The sequence below is a fragment of the Pseudomonas sp. PA-4-8C genome, from assembly GCF_021606625.1.
Lineage (GTDB): Bacteria > Pseudomonadota > Gammaproteobacteria > Pseudomonadales > Pseudomonadaceae > Aquipseudomonas > Aquipseudomonas lactis.
In genome coordinates this window covers 1-4737 of record NZ_WKCD01000361.1, presented here as the reverse complement: position 1 = coordinate 4737, position 4737 = coordinate 1, and the positions used below count along the sequence as shown (strand labels likewise).

At 59.5% G+C, this 4737-nt stretch carries 4 protein-coding genes and 1 pseudogene; 1 reads left to right on the top strand and 4 read right to left on the bottom strand.

Features of this window, described 5'->3' with window-relative positions; translation table 11 throughout:
* The 3 genes and pseudogenes from GIW04_RS28055 to GIW04_RS28045 form a co-directional block, all read right to left on the bottom strand.
* Positions 1–255, bottom strand: a pseudogene (locus GIW04_RS28055) (glycerol acyltransferase); the annotation flags it as partial.
* A gap of 59 nt (positions 256–314) precedes the next feature.
* A complete protein-coding gene (locus tag GIW04_RS28050; protein ID WP_034135207.1) occupies positions 315–1463 on the bottom strand; it encodes a TDT family transporter in 1149 nt (382 codons plus the stop codon).
* Positions 1464–1574: 111 nt separating this feature from the next.
* Entirely contained in the window at positions 1575–2762 is a 1188-nt protein-coding gene (locus GIW04_RS28045; protein ID WP_120247751.1) for an MFS transporter, read from the bottom strand.
* A 91-nt stretch (positions 2763–2853) separates the two neighbouring features.
* Here GIW04_RS28045 and GIW04_RS28040 point away from each other — a divergent pair, with 91 nt between their 5' ends.
* Positions 2854–3393: a TetR/AcrR family transcriptional regulator gene (locus GIW04_RS28040; protein WP_003190116.1), complete on the top strand. Its 540-nt coding sequence runs from the start codon at positions 2854–2856 to the stop codon at positions 3391–3393.
* Between the two features lie 512 nt (positions 3394–3905).
* Here GIW04_RS28040 and GIW04_RS28035 read toward each other — a convergent pair.
* Positions 3906–4685 (bottom strand): ABC transporter permease, encoded by a 780-nt coding sequence (locus GIW04_RS28035; protein WP_003190115.1) that lies wholly within the window; start codon positions 4683–4685, stop codon positions 3906–3908.
* Between the last annotated feature and the right edge of the window lie 52 nt (positions 4686–4737).

The window sequence follows — 4737 nt, the reverse complement described above, 5'->3', positions numbered from 1 at the left end:
GATCAACGCGTCCTTGTTGAATTTCTCGCCAAACTGCCCGGCCAACGCCGAGAACAGGAAGAACGGCAGGATAAACAACAAGGCGCACAGGTTGACCCAAATGGAGCGGTCGCCCTCGATGGTGAGCTTGTAAAGGATGGCCAGGATCAGCGACTGCTTGAAGATGTTGTCGTTGAACGCACCCAGCAATTGGGTGATGAAAAACGGCAAGAAGCGCCGCGTGCGCAGCAAGGTGAATTGGGAAGGATGGCTCATCGTCGTCCGTGTTCCTGCGTGGCCTTTATTTATCAGGCCACGACTTTACCTAATCCTGCTTACTTATTCGCTAGCCCGGCAATACAAGGCGAAACAAAAAGCTCGCCTTTATAAGCGCCCTGCACGGTGCGCTTGGCCACGATCAGCCACATCAGCGCCAGCGCAACCACCAGCACACTGCCAAACACACTGAAAAATTCCAGCTGCAGCAGGCTCGCCAATTTCAGCGTGGCCAGGGCGTAAACCCCCAATGGGAAGGTGAACCCCCACCAGCCCAGGTTGAACGGGATACCGGCACGCAGATAGCGCAGGGTGATCAACACCGCAATCAACATCCACCACAAGCCGAACCCCCACAGGGTGATGCCCGCAATCAGGCCCAGGCCGTGGGCCATTTCACCGACACTGGCCAGGCCATTGGCGGCGAAGATCGCAGGGGCATCCGTACCGAGCAACAACATGCCCAGAGCACCGGTACCGATGGGGCCCAGCGCCAACCAGCTCGACGCTGCCATATTGGCGTGAGGCAACTTATGCAAGGCCATGCGCAGCATCAGGATGGTCAGTATGCTGAACGCCACCGGCAGGGAAAACGCCCACAGCACGTAGCTGGTCACCAGCATCACCAGTTGCGAATGGGCGTCTAACAGGTGCGGCGCGAGTAAGCCGCCGCTGGCCGCCGCCACTTCGGCAGCCACTACAGGCAACAGCCAGACAGCGGTCATCTGGTCGATGCTGTGCTCCTGGCGGGTGAACATCATGAACGGGATCAGTACGCCGCAGGCCAGGGACATGGCCACGTCCAGCCACCACAAGGCCTCGGCCAACGGGATCACATCACCGCCCCATCGCGGCAGGCCGAACAGCAGCAAACCGTTGAGAATGGTCGCCAGCCCCATGGGGATGGTGCCGAAAAACATCGAGACCGTTGAGTGCCCGAAGATGCGCCGCGCCTCGTGGAAAAACATCACCCAGCGGGCGGCATACAGCACGCTGAACAGCACAAACAAGCCGATGGTGAACAGCCACAGGCCCTCGGCGACAGCGTGCAAACCTGGCAAGTTGACTGGCAACTGAGCCAAGGCCAGCGCCAGCACACCGGTGCCCATGGTCGCGGCGAACCAGTTCGGGGTGAACTGGCGAATCACTTCCCGGGGACGGGTCAGGTGACTGAAGGGTTTGTAGCGGTGAGTGGTCGAGCAGGTCATGGGTAAATCCTCTTCCTCATTTGAGGTTGAAACCATGATAGAACCTGATCGAATATCTATATAACGGGTAATATCTCTAACTGTTATCTATTTTACCTATATTAATTGCAATCATGCGCTTGCCCTTGCCTGCGCCGTGTCCCGCCACAACAACCCAACAAGCGCGCCGAGAGATAGCAAGATAAGCACCGCACCGTAGCCGTCCGTAGTCGCGATCAGGCCAAACACGCGGCTCAGGTTACCCGCCAACAGTGCCGGCACGCAGAACGCCAGGTAGCTCAATACGTAGAACGCCGACATCAGGCCCGCCCGCTCATGGGGCAACGCCAGGCCCACGATACTGCGCACACTGCCCATGAAACCGCCGCCGAAGCCCAGGCCTGCGATCACACTGGCGATAAAGAACAGCCACAGGCTGGCGGTGTTTACGGCAACCAGCAGCAACCCCACGCCTACGGCCAGCAGTGCAGCCGACAAGCGCATCACCCTGTCAGCCGCATGGTTGCGCAGGCTGTAGATCATCACCGCACCGCTCAAGGTCACCACCGCCACCAGCCCGCCGCCGATCAAGTGCGAGGTCGAACCCGTGGCGACGCGCACCAACGACGGCGCCAACGAGGAAAAGAACCCACCCAGCGCCCACACGGCCACATTCAATGGCATCGCCAACCACAACGCGCGGCGCGCTTGCGGTGGCACATGCAGGGTTGGCGCCAGGGACTTCAAGGCGCCCGGTATGCGACTGACCGTTTCAGGCAGGCGCCACACATACAGAGCCTGCAACACCATCAAGCCCAGCAGGGCGTAATAGATCAATTGGGTCGGCCATGGCGCGAACTCCACCAGCAGCCCACTGCACAGGCCACCACTGGCCATGCCGAGCATCGGTGCAAGGCTGTTGAGCATCGGGCCGCGCACGCGGTCGGTGTCGAGCAGCGTCGCGCCCAATACCGCGGTCGCCGTGCCGGTCGCGAAACCCTGCAAGGCGCGGGCGGCCAGCAGGCAGGCGGTGCTGTCAGCAACGATAAACAGCAGCATCGCCACACTATTGAGCAGCAGCGCGGCGAAGATCACTGGCTTGCGCCCCAGGTAATCCGAAAGCGAGCCCACGGTGAGCAGCGCCGCGAGCAGGCTCACGGCATACACGCCGAAAATCGCCGTGAGCATCGCCGCAGAAAAATGCAGGTGGTCTTGATACACCTGATACAACGGCGTCGGCGCGCTGGAGGCAGCGAGAAAGGTCAGCACGGTGATCACCAGAAACGCCAGGCTGGACCGCTGAGAGATGACACTGGACATGGGCACGCTCCGCTAAAGCTAATATTTTGCTTTTGTGCAGTGTGCTACTCGCTGGCGCTTAAAGCAAATTCTTTGTGTTAAGGTCTTGCCCATGGCGATCAAAGAAGGCCTCCGCCCGGGGGGCCGTAGTGCCCGGGTACAAGAATCCGTCCACGGAGCGGTGCGCGAACTGCTGGAAACCCATGAGCGGTCCAGCGTCACCGTGCCGATGATTGCGGCGCGCGCAGGCGTCACGCCTTCTACTGTCTACCGCCGGTGGGGCGACCTCTCCGTGCTGCTGGCCGATGTGGCCTTGGCGCGCATGCGTCCAGACTGCGAGCCGGCCAACACCGGCAGCCTGCGCGGCGACCTGCAAGCCTGGGCCGAGCAATACCTGGACGAGATGAGTTCGGAAGTGGGGCGCAACATGATGCGCGACGTGCAAAGCAGCCCCACGCCTGGGTATTGCGTGAGCATCCTGAGTGGGCAGTTGCAGGTGATCGTGGACCGCTACCCGCAGGAACAGCCGCCGAGCGTTGACCATCTGATCAACCTGCTCGCCGCACCGACGGTGTTTCGTATTCTGTTTTCGGCCCAGCCGTTGGCGGTAGAAGAGCTGCACGCCCTGATCGAACTGACACTAAAAAACTAAAGCGCGTGCGCCGACCAAAATGTGGGAGCTGGCTTGCCTGCGATGACGGCCTTCCAGCCGATGCTTATCTACCTGACACCCCACGATCCCACTGTGGGAACGGGCTTGTTCGCGAAGGCGGCATGACAGCCGAGACTGTTATACCGAGTACCTATCCATTCCTGCGGTAACGGCCACTTAGGGTTCCGCCCTGACGGCGGCTCACTTTGCAAAAGCCGGGATGCCGGCCCAGGCCAAAGTAAGCAAAACGCTCTTGCCCCACCACTCGGCACCTCGCCTAGGCTCGGTGTGCCCGTAATCCGCCAGCGTGGTTTAACGGGGCGCCTGAGATCAAAAGCAGAGCAAGATCAAGAGCGACTCGCTTCGCATCATGGTTACCGTTGACGGCTACAACTAAAAAGTTGTGTAGATACCTATGTGCATCGCAGGCAAGCCAGCTCCCACATTTGTTCGGTGTGCATCCAATAAAAAACGGCCTCTGATGAGGCCGTTTTGTTATTTCCAATCCCACATCATGTACGCATCCCACGCCCACTCACCAGCAACCGCGCACAGCCGATATACAAGACGATGGTGGCAACGATCATAAAAGTGATCGCCACACTGATCTTGATATCCGACACGCCCAGAATACCGTAGCGGAAGGCGTTGACCATGTGCAGCACCGGATTGGCCAGGGATACCGTCTGCCAGAACGGCGGCAACAAGGTGATGGAGTAAAACACCCCGCCCAGGTAGGTCAGCGGCGTCAGCACGAAGGTCGGGATAATGGAAATATCATCGAAGTTGCGTGCAAATACGGCGTTGATAAAGCCCAGCAGCGAGAAGATCGTCGCCGTCAGCACGACCACCAGAATGGTGACCCCAAGGTGATGCACCTGCAGATGGGTAAAGAACAGCGACAGCAGCGTCACGATCACCCCCACCATCAGCCCACGCAACACGCCGCCCAAGGTGTAGCCGATCAGGATGGTGTGCGGTGACACCGGCGAGACCATCAGTTCTTCGATGGAGCGCTGGAACTTGCTGCCAAAGAAACTCGACACTACGTTGCCGTAGGAGTTGGTGATCACCGACATCATGATCAGGCCCGGCACGATGTACTCCATGTAGGTGAAACCACCCATGTCGCCGATCTGCCGGCCGATCAGGTTACCGAAGATCACGAAGTACAGGACCATGGTGATCGCCGGTGGCAGCAGGGTCTGCGGCCAGATCCGGGTAAAGCGCTTCACTTCGCGATAGACGATGGTTTGCAGCGCGACAAGGTTGGGTTGCAGTTCGGAACTCATACCGCCACCTTCGCCAGATTTTTCTCCACCAGGGACACGAACAACTCCTCAA